The organism is Nitrospirillum pindoramense (genome assembly GCF_007827955.1).
Classification (GTDB): Bacteria; Pseudomonadota; Alphaproteobacteria; order Azospirillales; family Azospirillaceae; genus Nitrospirillum; species Nitrospirillum amazonense_B.
The window spans coordinates 128,685-144,767 of record NZ_VITR01000005.1; the positions used below are offsets into that span (position 1 = coordinate 128,685).

The 16,083-nt window shown below is 68.4% G+C and carries 16 protein-coding genes; 7 read left to right on the forward strand and 9 right to left on the reverse strand.

What is annotated here, in order from left to right; all coding sequences use genetic code 11:
- The first annotated feature begins 9 nt into the window (after window positions 1–9).
- Window positions 10–1,206, forward strand: coding sequence for a Na+/H+ antiporter NhaA (nhaA, locus tag FBZ90_RS09695; protein WP_145731505.1), 1,197 nt, complete (start codon window positions 10–12; stop codon window positions 1,204–1,206).
- Here nhaA and FBZ90_RS09700 read toward each other — a convergent pair whose 3' ends face one another.
- The 3 genes from FBZ90_RS09700 to FBZ90_RS09710 are packed head-to-tail and all read right to left on the reverse strand — an operon-like array spanning window position 1,207 to window position 3,230.
- Window positions 1,207–1,956: an HvfC/BufC N-terminal domain-containing protein gene (locus tag FBZ90_RS09700; protein ID WP_186455703.1), complete on the reverse strand. Its 750-nt coding sequence runs from the start codon at window positions 1,954–1,956 to the stop codon at window positions 1,207–1,209.
- Window positions 1,949–2,860 (reverse strand): MNIO family bufferin maturase, encoded by a 912-nt coding sequence (gene bufB, locus FBZ90_RS09705; RefSeq protein WP_145731510.1) that lies wholly within the window; start codon window positions 2,858–2,860, stop codon window positions 1,949–1,951. The genes FBZ90_RS09700 and bufB overlap by 8 nt, the downstream gene beginning before the upstream one ends.
- 1 nt (window position 2,861) lies before the next feature.
- Window positions 2,862–3,230, reverse strand: coding sequence for a BufA1 family periplasmic bufferin-type metallophore (locus FBZ90_RS09710; protein WP_145731512.1), 369 nt, complete (start codon window positions 3,228–3,230; stop codon window positions 2,862–2,864).
- 300 nt (window positions 3,231–3,530) lie between these two features.
- On the opposite strand from FBZ90_RS09710, the gene FBZ90_RS09715 reads away from it, so the two are divergent.
- The 5 genes from FBZ90_RS09715 (at window position 3,531) to FBZ90_RS09735 (ending at window position 7,292) form a co-directional block, all read left to right on the forward strand.
- On the forward strand, window positions 3,531–4,142 hold the full coding sequence (locus FBZ90_RS09715; RefSeq protein WP_145731516.1) for a YceI family protein: 612 nt from the start codon (window positions 3,531–3,533) through the stop codon (window positions 4,140–4,142).
- A gap of 65 nt (window positions 4,143–4,207) precedes the next feature.
- Complete coding sequence (locus FBZ90_RS09720) at window positions 4,208–4,780, forward strand: cytochrome b (RefSeq protein ID WP_145731518.1); 573 nt, start codon at window positions 4,208–4,210, stop codon at window positions 4,778–4,780.
- 40 nt (window positions 4,781–4,820) lie between these two features.
- Entirely contained in the window at window positions 4,821–5,402 is a 582-nt protein-coding gene (locus tag FBZ90_RS09725; RefSeq protein ID WP_145731520.1) for a YceI family protein, read from the forward strand.
- 163 nt (window positions 5,403–5,565) lie between these two features.
- On the forward strand, window positions 5,566–6,147 hold the full coding sequence (locus FBZ90_RS09730) for a YceI family protein (protein WP_246130252.1): 582 nt from the start codon (window positions 5,566–5,568) through the stop codon (window positions 6,145–6,147).
- Between the two features lie 152 nt (window positions 6,148–6,299).
- Window positions 6,300–7,292, forward strand: a complete 993-nt coding sequence (locus FBZ90_RS09735; protein ID WP_145731524.1) for a CBS domain-containing protein — start codon at window positions 6,300–6,302, stop codon at window positions 7,290–7,292.
- Between the two features lie 89 nt (window positions 7,293–7,381).
- Here FBZ90_RS09735 and ilvD read toward each other — a convergent pair whose 3' ends face one another.
- From ilvD to FBZ90_RS09760, 5 genes are all read right to left on the reverse strand, one after another.
- A complete protein-coding gene (gene ilvD / locus FBZ90_RS09740) occupies window positions 7,382–9,226 on the reverse strand; it encodes a dihydroxy-acid dehydratase (RefSeq protein WP_145731526.1) in 1,845 nt (614 codons plus the stop codon).
- 138 nt (window positions 9,227–9,364) lie between these two features.
- Window positions 9,365–10,258, reverse strand: a complete 894-nt coding sequence (locus tag FBZ90_RS09745) for an ABC transporter ATP-binding protein (RefSeq protein ID WP_211101970.1) — start codon at window positions 10,256–10,258, stop codon at window positions 9,365–9,367.
- Window positions 10,259–10,270: 12 nt separating this feature from the next.
- Entirely contained in the window at window positions 10,271–11,125 is an 855-nt protein-coding gene (locus FBZ90_RS09750) for an ABC transporter permease (RefSeq protein WP_145731528.1), read from the reverse strand.
- 173 nt (window positions 11,126–11,298) lie between these two features.
- Window positions 11,299–12,984, reverse strand: a complete 1,686-nt coding sequence (locus tag FBZ90_RS09755) for an MDR family MFS transporter (protein ID WP_246130253.1) — start codon at window positions 12,982–12,984, stop codon at window positions 11,299–11,301.
- A 34-nt stretch (window positions 12,985–13,018) separates the two neighbouring features.
- The gene (locus FBZ90_RS09760; protein ID WP_246130254.1) at window positions 13,019–14,137 is read right to left on the reverse strand and encodes an HlyD family secretion protein; all 1,119 of its coding nucleotides are present in this window, start codon (window positions 14,135–14,137) and stop codon (window positions 13,019–13,021) included.
- Window positions 14,138–14,419: 282 nt separating this feature from the next.
- Between FBZ90_RS09760 and FBZ90_RS09765 the strand changes: the two genes are divergently transcribed.
- A complete protein-coding gene (locus FBZ90_RS09765; protein WP_145731530.1) occupies window positions 14,420–15,034 on the forward strand; it encodes a TetR/AcrR family transcriptional regulator in 615 nt (204 codons plus the stop codon).
- A 60-nt stretch (window positions 15,035–15,094) separates the two neighbouring features.
- On the opposite strand, the gene FBZ90_RS09770 is transcribed toward FBZ90_RS09765, so the two are convergent.
- A complete protein-coding gene (locus FBZ90_RS09770) occupies window positions 15,095–15,889 on the reverse strand; it encodes a hypothetical protein (RefSeq protein ID WP_145731532.1) in 795 nt (264 codons plus the stop codon).
- Between the last annotated feature and the right edge of the window lie 194 nt (window positions 15,890–16,083).

A 16,083-nucleotide genomic window follows, 5' to 3' on the forward strand; every position in this document is an offset into this window, starting at 1 on the left:
AGGGGACCAATGATCAAGTCACTGGTCCGCCGACTCCATAATCGCGTGGAACGCTTCCTGGCCCTGGACAACTGGGGCGAGATTCTGCTGCTGGTCCTTTCGGTCGCGGGGTTGGCGGTGGCCAACTCCAATCTGGCGCCCACCTATTTCCACGCGCTGCACGCGCCGCTAGGCGTCGGGCCCGCCACCCTGTCGGTGGAGCAGTGGGTGAACGACCTGCTGATGGCGCTGTTCTTCCTGCTGGTGGGATTGGAGATCAAGCGCGAGATGGTGGGCGGCGACCTGTCCAGCCCGTCGCAAATCGCCCTGCCCGGCATCGCGGCCCTGGGCGGCGTGCTGGCCCCGGTGCTGATCTACGTCGCCCTGAACTGGGGCCACGCCGACGCGCTGGCCGGCTGGGCCACGCCGGCGGCCACCGACATCGCCTTCGCCCTGGCGGCCCTGTCGGCCTTTGGCCGAGGGATGCCGCGCCCTGCCTTCCTGTTCCTGTCCTCCCTGGCCATTTTCGACGATCTGGCCGCCATCGTGATCATCGCCCTGTTCTACAGCGGCGGCCTGTCCTGGCCCGACCTGGGCCTAGCCGCCCTGGCGCTGGCCGTGCTGGTGGGCATGAACCGCCTGGGGGTGCGCCGGCTGGCGCCCTATCTGGTGGTGGGGCTGGTCCTGTGGGTGGCGGTGCTGCGCTCCGGCATCCATGCCACCATGGCGGGGGTGCTACTGGCGCTGACCATTCCCCTCGGCGATTCATCCGAGGGCAGCGAGGAAGAGGAGGACGCCGGGCCGTCGCCGCTGCACCGGCTGGAAGAGGCGCTGCACCCCCTCGTCTATTTCGGGGTCCTGCCCCTGTTCGGCTTCGCCAACGCCGGTGTCAGCTTCCAGGGCCTGGGCTGGTCCAGCCTGCTGGACCCCGTGCCGCTGGGCATCGCCCTGGGCCTGTTCCTGGGCAAGCAGGTGGGCGTCTTCGCCTTCACGGTCGCCGCCGTGCGCCTGGGCATCGCCAAGCTGCCGGCGCAGGTTTCCTGGGGCGGACTCTATGGCATCGCCATGCTGTGCGGCATCGGCTTCACCATGAGCCTGTTCATCGCCGGCCTGGCCTTCCCCGACGCGGGCCTGGCGGGGGAGGCCAAGCTGGGCGTTTTCGGCGGGTCCCTGCTCTCCGCCCTGGGCGGTGGGCTGTGGCTGGCCCTGGCGCGCCGCCGGGGCTGATCAGAGGCTCGCCCCGGCCAGGGCCCCCTGGGCCAGCAGCATGTGCAGCATGGCCTGCAGGTCCAGCGCCGGCTCCACCGCCAGGCCGGCCACCGCCGCCTGTTCCAGCGTCTCGCCGTCCAGCAGGGACTGGATGGCCGCCGCGGCCCCCGGCGGCAGCGCCACGCAGACGATGCCTTCAGCCGGGCGCAACACCAGGATCTCGCCCACCCCGGACTCAGGCGCCGACAGTTCCAAGTCCTCATCCGCCTGCGCCTGGCGCCACAGCGGCAGCACGTCGTGGCCCAGCCAGACTAAGCGGGCGGCGGGGTGGGGGGCGAAGCGCAACTGGGCATAGTCGCCGGGCGGGAAGGCCGCCAACTGTTCCGCCGTCAGCGATGACGCGTCGGCGGCGAAATAGGCCTCCATCACCGCCCATTCCAGGCGGGCCATGTCGGCGGCGCCGGCATCCAGGGGCACCAGCGCCGCCGGAAAATCGCCGCCATAAGCCGCCAGTTGCGGTCGCGCGGGCGGATGGGCGCGCACGAAATCCAGCGCCACCGCGCGAAAGGCGGGCACGCCCATGAGCCGCAGGGTGATGGGAAAGGCGGCGGCCAACGCCTCCGCCAGGGATTGCTGCACATTGGCGCGGTAGATCTTCAGCCGCGCCTCGGCCACCGGGCCGGGGGCGAGGTCCACGCCTGTTCCACGGGACTCCCCGGCGGGGGCCAGCAGGGCCCGCTGCATCTGCGCCTGAAAGGCCTCAAGCATGCGCCACCTTCGCCTGAACGGCATCCAGGAGGGACTGGGCCCGCGCGGCTTCGCCCAGCAGCACCTCCAGGGGCGGCAGGTCCATGTCCCATTCCACCAGCACAGGCAAGGGACCTGTGCGGGCCAGCACCCCGGCCAGCAGATCCCACACGCCGTCGGACACCCGGCTGGCGTGATCGTCGATCAGCACGACGCCGTCGGCACGGGCATCCGGCCCCACCCAGGGGGCGAAGGCTTCGCGCCGGTGGCCGGCCACATGGATTTCCCCCACCGCCGCCAGGGGGAAATCCGCCAGGTAACGCGCGGCGTCGAAACCGAGATTATGGGCGCAGACCGCGACATTGTTCACGTCCAGCAACAGGCCGCAGCCGGTGCGCGCCGCCAGTTCCGCCAGGAACTGCGGCTCGGGCATCGCCTCCACCCCCGGCGGCAGGGTCAGGGGCATGTAGAGGGAGGGATTCTCCACCAGCAGCCGGCGGCCCAGCACGTCCTGGGCATGGGCGACATTGGCCGCCACGACATCCAGCGTGTGCGCCGTCAGGGGCAAGGGCAGCAGGTCGTTGAGATAGGCGCCGTCCGTGCCGGTCCAGGCCAGATGGTCGGAGATCTGCTCCGGCTGCAGGCGATCATACAGGCGCCGCAGGTTGGCGAGGTGGGTGGCGTCCAGCCCCCGGGCGCTGCCCAGCGACAGGCCGACGCCATGGCAGGAGAGGGCATGGTCGCGCCGGATGGCCTCCAGCGCCGCCAGGCGGGGGCCGCCCGCCACCAGATACGTCTCGCTGTGCACCTCGATCCAGGCGATGTCCGGCCGTTCCCCTTCCAGGAAGGCCGGCACGTGGGGATGGCGCAGGCCGACGCCAGCCCGGCGCGGCAGCGTGACCAGGGAGGCGGCGCCCTCGGGCATCTCAGTCCCGCGCTGTCTTGGGCGGGGCGGCCTGGGGTACGGCAGCCTTGGGCGCATCCGCCTTGGGGGCCACCGGACGCGGCGCCTTGCCGATGCCCTTGAACGGCTTCAGCTTGCCGCCCATGGCGCGGCAGCTGCCCTTCTCCACGTCCAGGAACTCCTGGCCGTCGTAGTCCACCTTGGACAGGGCGCCGCAATCATGGGTGCCGGCGGCCGATGCGCAGGAATTCTCGCCCGCCTTGGCGATGCCGTAGCACTTCTCCATGCCCTCTGGCGCGGGGCCGACGTGCGCCTGCGCGCCGCTGCTGAGGGCCGTCAGGGCACCGGCCAGGGCCAGGGCCGCTTTCAAGGCGGTGGTTCGTTCGCTCATCAGGCCATCCTTCGGCAAAACGGGCGCCATCGCGCGCCCTGGGAGGCCGCCCCAGGCGGGCGGGCAGGCAGACCCTACGCCCTTTGGCGGCGCCATAAAACCCCGCATGGCGTGTGAAATCGCCGCAAGGACCGCGGGATTGGTGCGACGAATGGAACAATGAATTCCAGGCTTCCTTGATTGTGGGCGGAGGCGGGGCGACCTAGATTAAGCCCGTAACGCCGGCCATCGCCCTTCTTACGGGTGATGGCCGGTCCCCCTTCCCCGGCCATCCGGCCTGCTTTTCCCAAGGAACATCCCATGAAGCGCATTCCCGCCCTGATGCTGGCCGCCGCCCTGCTGGCCGCCGCCCCCGCGACCGCCCTGGCCCAGGCCACGACCGACCTGACCAAGGTCGAGGGCGGCCACTTCACCCTGGACAAGAGCCACGCCAAGGTGGTGTTCGCCATCACCCACTTCGGCTTCTCCACCTATTACGGCGCCTTCCCGGACCTGGAGGGTACGCTGGACTTCGACCCCAAGGCCCCGGCCAAGAGCAAGCTGGACGTGACCATCAACGTGAAGGGCCTGTCCACCGCCAACCCGAAGCTGGATGAGCACCTGAACAGCCCGGACTTCTTCGACACCGCCAAGTTCCCCACCGCCACCTTCAAGGCCACCAAGATCGAGGTGACCGGCGCCACCACCGGCAAGATCGTCGGTGAGCTGACCCTGCACGGCGTGACCAAGCCGGTGACCCTGGATGCCAGCTTCCACGGCGGCGGCACCAACCCGATGACCAAGGCCTATGTCGTCGGCTTCGACGCCAAGGCGCAGGTGAAGCGGTCCGAATTCGGCGTCGACAAGTACGTGCCCTACGTCAGCGACGAGGTCGAGCTGCTGATCAGCGGCGAGTTCGATCGCGCCCAGTAATTTGGTTATGCCCAGTAATAGGTTATGCTGGGCGACGTTTAACTGACTGAAGGGGGAGCCGGACCATGACCGTCGCGGCGCGTTACAACAGCGTGGCCATCCTGGTCCATTGGCTGACCGTCCTCGCCATCCTGGGCCTGTTGATCATGGGCTGGACGATGACGTCGCTGCCGCCCGGCTCCCCCGACCAGTTCAAGCTGTTCCAGTTGCACAAGTCGGTGGGCATCACCGTCCTGGCCCTGACCCTGTTCCGGGCGGCCTGGCGCCTGGCCCACCGTCCGCCGCCCCTGCCGGCCCACATGCCGCTGTGGGAAAAGGCCGCCGCCCATCTGGGTCATGCCGGCCTGTACGCCCTGCTGCTGGGCATGCCGCTGACCGGCTGGGCCGTCGTTTCCACCTCGAAATTCAACATCCCGACCGTGCTGTACGGCCTGATCCCCTTCCCGCATATGCCCGTCCTGGCGGACCTGGAAAACAAGGCGCCGATCAACGACGTGGTGTCGGAGGCGCATGAGTTGGCCGCCTGGATCCTGGTGGCCCTGGTGGTGGTCCACGCCCTGGCGGCGCTGCGCCATCACTTCCTGGTCAAGGATGACGTGCTGCTGCGCATGGTTCCCCGTTTCGGCCGCCGGGCCTAAGTCCCCCGGCCGCCCTTTCCCAAGACTGAGGATGCCCATCATGAAGTTCCTCACCACCACAGCCTGGGCCGCCGCCTTGGGCGCCCTGCTGGCGGCCGGTCCGGCCGCCGCGGCCAGCTGGACCGTGGATACCGCCCGCAGCAAGCTGGGCTTCACCGGCAGCCAGAGCGGTGCCGCCTTCAGCGGCCAGTTCACCCGCTGGGACGCCACCATCGACTTCGACCCGGCCAACCCGGCGACCGGCCACGCCACCGTCACCATCGACATGGCCAGCGCCAAGACCGGCGACGTGCAGAAGGACCAATCCCTGCCCGAAGCCGACTGGTTCAGCACCAAGGCCTTCCCCAAGGCGGTGTTCGAGGCCACCAGCTTCAAATCGGTCAGTTCCGCCAAGGGGGGCGGCAACCAGTATGAGGCGGTGGGCACCCTGACCATCCGCGGCATCAAGAAGGACGTGACCCTGCCCTTCACCCTGGACGTGGCGGGCGGCAAGGCCCACGCGGTGGGCAAACTGGACCTGGTGCGCACCGATTACGGCGTGGGCCAGGGCGCCTGGTCCGATGGCAAGATGGTGGCCCTGGCCGTCAGCGTCACCGTGGACCTGAATGCGACCACCAAGTAAGCCGTAACCCAGTAAACGGCAAGATAAGAGGACCCCGGACGCCATCGCGTTCGGGGTTTTTGCTTACGCTGTATGCTACGCAAGGTCGCAGACGCCACCGCCGACGCCTCGATTATTATCGGATACCCGCCGCCAAATCGGCATGTCCTGGAGGTTGTCGCCCGTGACCCTGCGCCCGTCTTTTCTGATCCCAGCCCTGGCCGCCCTGTTGCTGTCGCCCCTGATGTCCACCCCGGCGGGCGCCGCCCCCTGGACCGTGGACAAGGCCCAGAGCCAGCTGGGCTTCATCGGTCACCAGAGCGGCAAGGAATTCACCGGCCGCTTCGGCACCTGGGATGCCGCCATCGACTTCGACCCCGCCACCCCGGCCGCCGGACACGCCAAGGTGACCATCGCCATGGGCAGCGCCCTCATTGGCGACGCGGAAAAAGACGAGGCCCTGCCGGGCGAAGACTGGTTCAACGTCCACGCCTTTCCCGACGCGGTGTTCGAAGCCACGACCTTCCGCGCCCTGGGCGGCAACCAGTATGAGGCGGTGGGCACCCTGACCATCCGTGGCATCAAGAAGGACGTGACCCTGCCCTTCACCCTGGACCTCACCGACGGCAAGGCCCACGCCGTGGGCCGGCTGGATCTGGTGCGCACCAACTATGACGTCGGCGGCCATGGCCTGTTCAGCAAGGGCCGGTCGGTGGACCTGGCCGTGGCGGTGACGGTGGATCTGACAGCCACGGCCCAACCCTGACAGGGACGGCGCGCGGCAGAATCTTACCAAAGGACAGGCGTCCGGCGCATTGGGGGAAGTGCTCCCCTGGCTATGATGCAGCGCAAAGACGGCCGTCCTTTCATTGGGTTATCTTTTTCGGCACGGACCCATCATGACAGGAAAGCCGCCCCATGCGCGCCCATGACGTAATGACCGAAAATGTGCTGACCGTGACGCCAGACACGCCGGTCAGCCGCATCGCCGCCTTGCTGCTGGAACGGGGTGTCAGCGCCGCGCCGGTGGTGGACAGCCACGGCGGCGTCATCGGCATGGTCAGCGAAGGCGACCTGATCGACCGGGAAGAAGCGGGTGCCGCCCATGAGGCGCGGCGCGACTGGTGGCTGGCCCTGGTGGCGGAGGGTGAGCAATTGCCCGCCTATTGGGCGGAGGTGCAGAAGCGGGAACGCACCGCCCGCGACGTCATGGCCGCCCCGGTCATCACCGTCGACATCAACACCGACACCACCGATATCGCCCGGCTGCTGATCACCCACGGCATCAAGCGGGTGCCGGTGGTGCTGGACGGATCGCTGGTGGGCATCGTGTCGCGCGCCGACCTGCTGAAGGTGCTGGCGGCAGAACCGGCCGAGAAGACGGAGCCGGCGCACCGCTCCGGCCTGTTCCAGCGGTGGGAGCGGAAGGCACCGCAGCCCGCGCCGGCGCCCGCCCGGGAACCGGCACATGAGCCCCTGTTCCGCGCCGCCGACTTCCGCCACCTGGTGGGCAATTTCCATGATGAATCCGCCCGCCACCTGGCCGAGCAGCGCAAGGAGGCGCTGGCCCGCCGGCAGGAGAAGGTGCAGGAACTGATCGACCATCATGTGGCCGACCATGCCTGGCACAAGCTGCTGGAGGGCGCGCATGACGCGGCCGCCCGGGGCGAGAAGGAATTCCTGCTGCTGCGCTTCCCGGCCGACCTGTGCAGCGACGGCGCCCGCGCCATCAACGCCCCGGAGCCGGACTGGCCCCGCACCCTGCGCGGCGAGGCGGCCGAGATCTACCAGCGCTGGCACCACGAGCTGCAACCGGCGGGCTTCAGCCTGATCGCCCGCGTCCTGGACTTCCCCAACGGCTTCCCCGGCGATGTCGGCCTGTTCCTGGTGTGGGGCGAGGCGGAAGGGTAAGCGGCTTCAGGCGCAGGACGCCGCCCGCGGATACAGCCATGCCGACAGCGACATGAGGAATCAACCTCATGTCACTGTCGTGGCCCGGATCAAATCCCCGACGTATCCCGCACCGCGCCGCGCGAGGCGGAGGTGGCGAAGTGGGCGTAGGCCTTGAGCGCGCCGGAGACCTTGCGGTCGCGGGTGGCGGGCTTCCAGGCCTTGGCGCCCTTGGCCTTCATGGCGTCGCGGCGGCGCTCCAGCTCCGCATCCTCCACATCCAGGTGGATGCTGCGGTTGGGGATGTCGATGACGATGCGGTCGCCCTCCTCCACCAGGCCGATGGTGCCGCCCTCCGCCGCCTCGGGCGAGACGTGGCCGATGGACAGGCCGGAGCTGCCGCCGGAGAAGCGGCCATCGGTCACCAGGGCACAGACCTTGCCCAGGCCCTTGGACTTCAGATAGCTGGTGGGATACAGCATCTCCTGCATGCCGGGACCGCCGCGCGGGCCCTCATAGCGGATCAGCACCACGTCGCCCGCCTGAACCCGGTTGCCCAGGATGGCGGAAACGGCGTCGTCCTGGCTTTCGAACACGCGGGCCTTGCCGGTGAAGGTCAGGGCCGCCGGGTCCACGCCCGCCGTCTTCACGATGCAGCCATCCACCGCCAGGTTGCCGTACAGCACGGCCAAGCCGCCGTCCTGGCTGAAGGCGTTCTCCTTGCTGCGGATGATGCCGTTCACGCGGTCGCGGTCCAGGCTGGTGTAGCGCGACGCCTGGCTGAAGGCCTGGGTGGTGCGCACGCCGCCGGGGGCAGCGGCGTAGAACTCGCTAATGTCGGCATCGTTGGCGCGGGTGATGTCCCAGCGGTCCACGGCCGCCCCGATGGTGGGGGCGTGCACGGTGGGCACGTCGCGGTGCAGCAGGCCGGCGCGGTCCAGTTCCCCCAGGATGCCCATGATGCCGCCGGCGCGGTGCACGTCCTCGATATGTACGGTGGCCGAGGACGGCGCCACCTTGCACAGGTGGGGCACCCGACGCGACATGCGGTCGATGTCGGCCATGGTGAAATCAACACCACCCTCATAGGCCGCGGCCAGCAGGTGCAGCACGGTGTTGGTAGACCCGCCCATGGCGATGTCCAGGGCGATGGCGTTCTCAAAACCCTCGAACGTGGCGATGGAGCGGGGCAGGACGCTGGCGTCGTCCTGTTCGTACCAACGCTTGGCGATCTCCACCGCCGTGCGCCCGGCCCGCAGGAACAGGGCCTTGCGGTCGGCGTGGGTGGCCAGCACCGTGCCGTTGCCGGGCAGGCCCAGGCCCAGGGCCTCCACCAGGCAGTTCATGGAATTGGCGGTGAACATGCCGGAGCAGGAGCCGCAGGTGGGGCATGCGTTCTGCTCCAGCGCCTGGACCTCGGCATCGCTGACACTGTCGTCGGCCGCCGCCACCATGGCGTCGATCAGGTCGACGGAGCGGATCTCGCCATGCACGGGGGCCTTGCCGGCCTCCATGGGCCCGCCGGAGACGAACACAGTGGGGATGTTGAGGCGCAGGGCCGCCATCAGCATGCCGGGCGTGATCTTGTCGCAGTTGGAGATGCAGACCAAAGCGTCGGCGCAATGCGCGTTGACCATGTATTCCACGGCGTCGGCGATGACCTCGCGCGAGGGCAGGCTGTACAGCATGCCGGCGTGGCCCATGGCGATGCCGTCATCCACGGCGATGGTGTTGAATTCCTTGGCCACGCCGCCGGCCGCCACCACCTCGCCCGCCACCAGCTGGCCGAGATCCTTCAGGTGCACATGGCCGGGCACGAACTGGGTGAAGGAATTGGCGATGGCCACGATGGGCTTGCCGAAATCGGCATCCGTCATGCCTGTGGCGCGCCAGAGGCCACGGGCGCCGGCCATGTTACGGCCATGGGTGGTGGTGCGGGAGCGAAGCTGGGGCACGGAACCAGATCCTGAAAGATTGTTACCTGACTGGGGCCAATTTCTAAAACTATCTGGCCAAAGAGGCAACCTTTCCGGCGTTGGCCTGGGCGATCCCCCGGCATGCCCGGCGCGCGGGTCAACGCCGGGCCCGGCGCCTCACCCCCGCCGCCAGCCCCGGATGCGGCCGACATTGATGGCGGCGCGATAGGGGCGGCCGTTGGCGCCCAGGCGTGCACCCGGTGGCAGGCGCAGGATGTCACGGTGGTAGAAGTCGATGCCGGCGTAGGGATCGCCCAGGAAGACCTTGCGGCCCTTTTCCAGCACCAGCAGGCTGTCGCACGCCTCCTCCAGCAGGGCGCTGGTGTGGCTGATGATCAGCACGGTGCGGCCCTCGCCGCACAGTTGCTTGATGCGGCTGCGGCACTTGTCCTGGAAGCGCTCGTCGCCCACCGCCAGGATCTCATCCAGCAACAGCACCTCGTTGCTGATATGGGAAGAGACGGCGAAGGCCAGGCGCATGTACATGCCGATGGAATAGTGCTTCACCGGAGTGTTCAGGAAATCCGTGATCTCGGCGAAGTCGATAATGGCATCCACCGCCTCGCGCGCCTCGCTCTCGGTCATGCCCAGGATGGCGCCGCTGAAATCGATGTTCTCCCGCCCCGTCAGTTCAGGGTGGAAACCGGAGCCGATCTCCAGCAAGGCGCCCACGCGGCCGCGCACCAGGGCCTCCCCCTTCGTGGGCGCAGTGATGCGCGACAGGATGCGCATCAGGGTCGTCTTGCCGGACCCGTTGCGGCCGATAATGCCCAGCACACCCCCCTGGGGCACGGTGAAACTGAGGTCGTCCAGCGCCCAGAAGCCGGCTGGTTCGGCTTGCCTCGATCGGCGTCCGGCCAGCAGATCATAGATCATGCCGCCGCGACCGCCGCCGCCATAGCGCTTGGACAGGTGGCGCACCTCCACCGCCGGCGGCGGCAGGGCGTCGGCCAAACGGTGGGACTCGCGGATCCTGGCGCCCAGCGCCCCGTCGAACGTATACAAGGTCATTGGGGAAACCCTTCAGATCAGATCGGCCATGGCGGGCTCGGTACGCCGGACTGCGCGGAGGCCCAGCATCAGCAGGCCGATAGCCAACAGCACGGACAACAGGGCGGGCACCAGATCCGGCGCCGGACTACCCAGCAGGGCGGCCCGCGCCCCCTCGATCACCGTCACCATGGGGTTCAGGCGGTAGACCGCCCCCATCACCCCGGGCACCAGATGGGCGGGATAGATCACGGGGGCCGCCACCATCAGCACCTGGGTCGTCAGGGGCAGCAGGTGGCCCACGTCGCGGAAGCGCAGCACCAGGGCGGACAACAACAGCGCGGCGCCGGCACCGGTAACCAGCAGCAGCACCAACGGCCCGAGCAGCAACAGCCAGCGCGGCTGCGGCCAGATTTGGAAGGCGGCGAGCAGCACCACCAGACAGGCCAGGCCCGCCGCCATGTCCACCGCGGCCACCATCAGTGAGGCCAGGGGCATATGCAGCCGGGGAAAGTAGACCTTGGTGACGAAATGGGCCTGGTGCAGGATGCTGGCACTGGCGTCCATCAGCGCGCGCGAGAAGAACTGCCACAGCACCAGACCGGTGAAGGCGAACACGGGATAGGGCACGTCGCCCCCCGTAGGCACGCCCAGCAGATGGCCGAAAATCCCCCAATAGACCAGCATGAGCAGCAGGGGCTGCAGGATGGCCCAGCCCGCCCCCAGCCAGGTCTGACGATAGCGGGCCTTCAGGCTGCGCCGCGCCAGCATCAGGGCGATGCGCCGGGTGCGCCAGGCCTCCCCCAGCCAGGGCAACAGGCCCGGCCCCTGGGGGGTGATCAGCGTCGCGTCGGGCGACGTCCTGGCGTTGAGGAAAAAGGGGCTCATGGCTGAGCCGCCAAGGGGTGGGACGGGGGGATCGCCGGCGCGCGACCCCTGACAGATATGCCTTTCGACATGGCCGGACTTAACCTTTGGATAGGGAACCTTGTTAGGACCTATCACTGCGGCCTAGAAGCCTTCCTGTCGGCGGCGATGCTGTCGAATTGCCGCACCCCGCCTCAATGCGCACCGCCGGCATCCGCCCCGGCGGCGGCCTTCTTCAGGAACAGGATGGCGACCGCCGACAGGGCCATGGCGCTGCCCAGAAAGAAAAAGGCGTCGCTGTAGGCCATCAGCCAGGCCTGGGCCCGGATACCGGCATCCACCTCCGCCACCGCCTGGCGCCAAGCGGTGAAGGCATCGGGCACGCCGTGGTCCATGAACTTCTGCTGCAACATGGCCAGATGCTGGCGGGTACTTTCGCCGAACAGGCTGACCTGGCCGGTCATGACGTTGGAATGGAACTGTTCGCGTTTGGTCAGCCAGGTCTGGGTCAGGGCGATGCCCACAGCGCCGCCCAGGTTGCGCATCATGTTGAACAGGCCGGAGGCGGAGCCCGCGTTCTCCTTCTCGATACCGCCGGTGGCCACCACCGACAGGGGCGTCATGACCAGGGCTTGGCCGAAGGCGCGGACGATGTTGGGCCAGAACAACTGATCGGCGGCGCTGCCCAGCCACAGGTGGATGTTCATGAAATTGCTGCCGGCGAAGATGGCCGCGCCCACCAGCGCCAGCCAACGGGCGTCGAAGCGCTTCATGAGCATGGGCACCAGCGGAATCAGCACCAGCTGCGGCAGCCCCACCCAGGCCATGACGGACCCGATCTGCTGCGCGTTATAGCCCTGGATCTGCCCCAGATAGCGCGGCAGCAGGTAGGAGGAGGCGTAGAGCACCACGCCCAGCAATGCATTGGCGACGATGCCCAGGCCGAAATTGCGCCGCGCCAGCAGGCGCAGGTTCAGCAAGGGCTTGTCGACCTTCAGCTCGATAACCAGGAAGGCGCCTAGAGCGACGGCGGCGATGAGGGCCAGCCGCATGATGTAGGCGGAGCCGAACCAGTCGTCCTTGTTGCCCTCCTCCAGCACCGTCTGCAGGCTGGCCAGGCCCACGGCCATGGTGGCGATGCCCCACCAGTCGCCCTGGCGCAGCAGGCCGAGGCGCAGGGGCGCCCGCTCCAGCGAGGCCCACAGGGCCGCGACCATGAACACGCCCGGCACCAGGTTGATGTAGAAGATGTATTTCCAGCCGTAGGTCTCGGTCAGGTAGCCGCCGATGGTGGGGCCGATGGCCGGGGCGAAGGTGGCGGTCAAGGCGAACAGGGCCAGGCCCAGCGGATGCCGCGATTTCGGCAGCAGGGTGATGATCAGGGTGAAGGCCATGGGGATCAGCACGCCGCCGCAGAAGCCCTGGATGGCGCGCAGCACGATCATCTGCTGCAGGTTCTGGGCGAAGGCGCAGGCGACGGAGAAAACCAGGAACAGCACCGTGTTGGTGATCAGGTAGCGGCGCACGCTGAACACCTGGCTGAGGAAACCCGACAGCGGGATGACGATGATCTCGCCAATCAGGTAGGCGGTGGCGATCCAGCCACCATCATCCACGCCGGCACCGATGCCGCCCTGGATGTCGGCCAGCGAGGCGTTGACGATCTGGATGTTCAGCACCGCCATGAAAGCGCCCAGGACCGAACCCAGCACGGCCAGCCAGGTCTTGAACGACACGGTGTCGGCAGCGGGCGTCGAGGAAAGGGCGGCCCGGCTGCCGTCCTGGGACGGAGCCGGGCCGCGGGCCGGCGGCAGGGTGCGGGGGAGGTTGCCGCCGGCGGCCGGGGTGCCGTGGGTGTGGGCGTTGTCGAAGGGGGCCATGGCGTGAAGCGCCTTTAGCGATCGGAAGCGGCCCTCAACGGGCCATGGGATAACGACCGGAGGTGGACTTGGCCAATTGCGGCGCCTGGGGCGCCCCGGCGGGTTGAGTCCGGGTATCGATGACCGGCTCGGCCGACATGCCGGGCCGCAGCAAGCCCGCCAGCGGCTGCCCCTCATCCAGCACGATCTTCACCGGGATACGTTGCACGATCTTGGTGAAGTTGCCGGTGGCGTTGTCCGGCGGCAGCAGGGCGAAGCTGGTGCCGCTGGCGGGCGACAGGCTGTCGACCCGGCCCTTCAGGGTGGTGCCGGGGAAGCTGTCGACCGTCACCTGCACCGGCTGCCCGGGGCGCACCTCGGTCAGCTGGGTTTCCTTGAAATTGGCCAGGACGTAGACCTGGGACAGGGGCACCACCGCCATGAGCTGGGTGCCGGCCTGGACCAATTGGCCCACGCGCAGGCTGCGGGCACCCACCGTGCCGTCGATAGGCGCGGCGATGGTGGTGTAGGACAGGTTCAGTTCGGCCTGGCGGGCCACAGCCTGGGCGCGGTCCAGCACCGTGGCCGCCTTGGCCTCCGCCGTGGCCAGCACGTCCACCTGCTTTTGCGCCGCCACCAACGCCGCCTGGTCGCGCTGCAGGCCGGCTGCCTTGTCGGTCACCGCCGCCTCGGTCTGCTGGGCGCGCTGCACCGTGCCGAAGCCGGTCTTCATCAGGTCGCGATAGCGGTCGCGGTCCTGACGGGCGAAGGTCAGGTTGGCCTGGTCGGCGGCCAGCGCCGCCTGGGCCTGGGCCACCACCGCCTGCTGCTGCACCCGCTGGGCCTGGATGTTGCGGATATCCGCCTCGGCCGTGGCCACGTCGGCCTTGGCCTGGTCCAGCGCCGTGCGGAAATCACGGTCGTCGATGCGGGCCAGCACCTGGCCGGCCTTCACCGGTTGGTTGTCCTCCACCAACACCTCAGCGATGTAACCGGAAACTTTGGGCGCGACTGTGGTGTAATCCGCCTGGACATAGGCATCATCGGTGGATTCGAGGAAGCGCCCGGTCTTCCAATAGTAATTGCCGCCCACCGCCGCCCCGCCCAAAAGCGCCACGGCGGCGACCGCGCCGGCCAATACTTTAACGGAAGACTTCTTTACAACCCCGCTCACGACTACTCTCCTTGATTCTGGAACCCGCAGGGACGACCGGGGGCGTTCCGAGCCACGAGCGGTGGCCGGACGACGAACCGGGGTCGGCGGGAAGGACCATTTCGCTATGGTCCGTTTCGTAAGTGTAAGGTAGTGTGGAACCGGCGCCAGGAGCACTGCGACAAACGAAACGCTGTGTAGCGTTTCCTGTCCCAAACGGTGCGATGAGCGTCACAGACCGGCCCCGGCCAACAAGGGGCCGGCTTAATAACCGGGGCTTCATAGTGAGAGTGAGGAGAGAGGGTGACGGATAAAGCCATGCGGGGGCCAGGGCGGCCCCGATCAGACCAGGCGCGGGACGCCATCCTGGACGCCGCCTTCCAATTGCTGGAGGAAAATGGTCTGGAACGGTTCACCATCGAGGGGGTGGCCGCCCGTTCCGGCACGGCGAAGACGACAATTTACCGCTGGTGGCCAGGCAAGGGGGCCCTGGCCATGGAAGCGCTGCTGGCCCATGCGGAGCTGACGGTGCCCACCCCCAGCACGGCATCGGCGGTGGCCGACCTGCGCACCATGCTGCAAGGCATCGCCCGCAGCTTCGCCGGCGCCACCGGCCGGGTGGTGGCCAGCATCGTGCTGGCCGGGCAAAACGACCCCGCGACCCTGAAAGTCTATCATGAAAAGGTGGTGGAGCCGCGGCGCCAGCGCCTGCGCGATATCATTGAGCGGGGCAAAAGCAATGGCGAGTTCCGCGGCGACCTGCATGTCGAAACGCTGGTCGAGGCCATGTACGGCGCGCTCTATACCCGCCTGCTGATTCGCTTCAGCCCGCTGGATGAAGCGGGCTGGATGGACCGGCACATCACCCAGTTGCTGGAGGGGGCCCTGCCCCGCCCGCTGTGCGACCGCAAGGCGTGAAAAAAAAGGGCGCGGACTCGATGGAAGTCCGCGCCCCCTACACTGCCAAACGGAAGGGTATCAGGCAGCCAGCGCCTTGTGGGCCGGGGCCACGGCATCGCGGGCGGGACGCCGTCCCCGCTCCGCAGCCTGGGTGCGCAATGCCACCAGGGCGCGGGCCCAATCGCCCAGTTCATCACCCCGCTCCGCCGCGGCCATGACCGCGCGCAAATCGTCGTTGCCGGCCCCGAGCCAGCGCGCCAGCGGGCGGCGCAGCACCAGCAGCAGGAACAGGGCGCTCGCCATCAAGGCGCCCGTCATGCCCAGCACCGCATCCCAGGCCGACAGACGCTCAGCCTGCGCCCGCAGGCGGCCGGCGTCCGCCGCCAGGCTGTCCATCTCCAGACCGCGCGCGGTGATGAAGGACTGGGCCAAAGTGTCGGCCTGGGCATCGGCCGGGCCCACCCGGGTGCGCAGCCGCGCCAAGGCGTCGGTCTCATCACCCGTCCGCACCGCCGTCACCAGGCCGGTCATCTCGGTCAGCGCCTGGGCCTGGGGCGCCAGGAACGCCGCGTCGGCGGCGTGGTCGCGCAGGGCGGTGACCAAGCCGGCCATTTCCGTCAGCCGCGATGAGGCGCGCTGCACAAAGGCGCCGCGATCCGCCCCCGGTTCCAGCAGGGTGTTCAGGGCGTCGCGCTGAATCGCGCGGCTGAGGGCCCGCACATCGGCGGCCTGCACCAGCGCGGTGCGCGCCTGGTCCAAGGAAAGGGCTACCCGCGCTGTCCGGTCTTGACTCATCTGGCCGGCGGACACAAGGACGCCGCCCAGCGCGGCGATACCAATGACGGGCAACAACAACTGGACCTTCAGGCGCATTTCTCAAATCCCCCGGATCGTTCACGGTCCCGCAGGGCCTAACGCCCCGGGACAACCCACCTCGCTTGCTGGAAATTCAACCAACGGCATCCGCATGACACCGCCAGCCTCTCCTACACTCATGAGCAGAGTGCATCCGGACCGGGAGGTCAATCAGTATTGACCCGTATAACCGAACGGTCAGATAGCCTTTT

Coding starts and splice junctions, on each gene's coding strand:
- FBZ90_RS09700 (WP_186455703.1), bottom strand. CDS start 1,956: ATGCTTGAGGCCTTTCAGGCGCAGATGCAGCGGGCCCTGCTGGCCCCC.
- nhaA (WP_145731505.1), top strand. CDS start 10: ATGATCAAGTCACTGGTCCGCCGACTCCATAATCGCGTGGAACGCTTC.
- FBZ90_RS09770 (WP_145731532.1), bottom strand. CDS start 15,889: ATGCGCCTGAAGGTCCAGTTGTTGTTGCCCGTCATTGGTATCGCCGCG.
- FBZ90_RS09720 (WP_145731518.1), top strand. CDS start 4,208: ATGACCGTCGCGGCGCGTTACAACAGCGTGGCCATCCTGGTCCATTGG.
- FBZ90_RS09715 (WP_145731516.1), top strand. CDS start 3,531: ATGAAGCGCATTCCCGCCCTGATGCTGGCCGCCGCCCTGCTGGCCGCC.
- FBZ90_RS09745 (WP_211101970.1), bottom strand. CDS start 10,258: ATGACCTTGTATACGTTCGACGGGGCGCTGGGCGCCAGGATCCGCGAG.
- FBZ90_RS09710 (WP_145731512.1), bottom strand. CDS start 3,230: ATGAGCGAACGAACCACCGCCTTGAAAGCGGCCCTGGCCCTGGCCGGT.
- FBZ90_RS09725 (WP_145731520.1), top strand. CDS start 4,821: ATGAAGTTCCTCACCACCACAGCCTGGGCCGCCGCCTTGGGCGCCCTG.
- FBZ90_RS09735 (WP_145731524.1), top strand. CDS start 6,300: ATGCGCGCCCATGACGTAATGACCGAAAATGTGCTGACCGTGACGCCA.
- FBZ90_RS09750 (WP_145731528.1), bottom strand. CDS start 11,125: ATGAGCCCCTTTTTCCTCAACGCCAGGACGTCGCCCGACGCGACGCTG.
- bufB (WP_145731510.1), bottom strand. CDS start 2,860: ATGCCCGAGGGCGCCGCCTCCCTGGTCACGCTGCCGCGCCGGGCTGGC.
- FBZ90_RS09755 (WP_246130253.1), bottom strand. CDS start 12,984: ATGGCCCCCTTCGACAACGCCCACACCCACGGCACCCCGGCCGCCGGC.